A 239-nucleotide genomic window follows, 5' to 3' on the forward strand; every position below is an offset into this window, starting at 1 on the left:
CCTGAAGGTCAAGACCGAAGCGCTTAAAGGCGATCAGCTACGCTGGTTGGGGGACTTGCTCAAACGCCACCGTGGCGCATGCCCGGTGACCATGGAGTACACCGGTAGCGATGCCAAGGCCATGTTGCAGTTTGGTGAGACGTGGCGAATTGATCCCGCTGATGGCTTGATTCAAGCTTTGCGTGACCAGTTCGGGCGAGACAACGTCTTCCTCCAATACCGTTGACGGTCAGATGAGT

General features: G+C 56.5%; 1 pseudogene. It reads left to right on the top strand.

Annotation, left to right across the window (positions count from 1 at the left end):
* Positions 1-226 (top strand): annotated as a pseudogene (locus AAEY72_RS16170) (hypothetical protein); the annotation flags it as partial.
* Positions 227-239 lie beyond the last annotated feature (13 nt).

This window comes from Psychrobacter sp. W2-37-MNA-CIBAN-0211, assembly GCF_040309405.1.
Classification (GTDB): domain Bacteria; phylum Pseudomonadota; class Gammaproteobacteria; order Pseudomonadales; family Moraxellaceae; genus Psychrobacter; species Psychrobacter glaciei.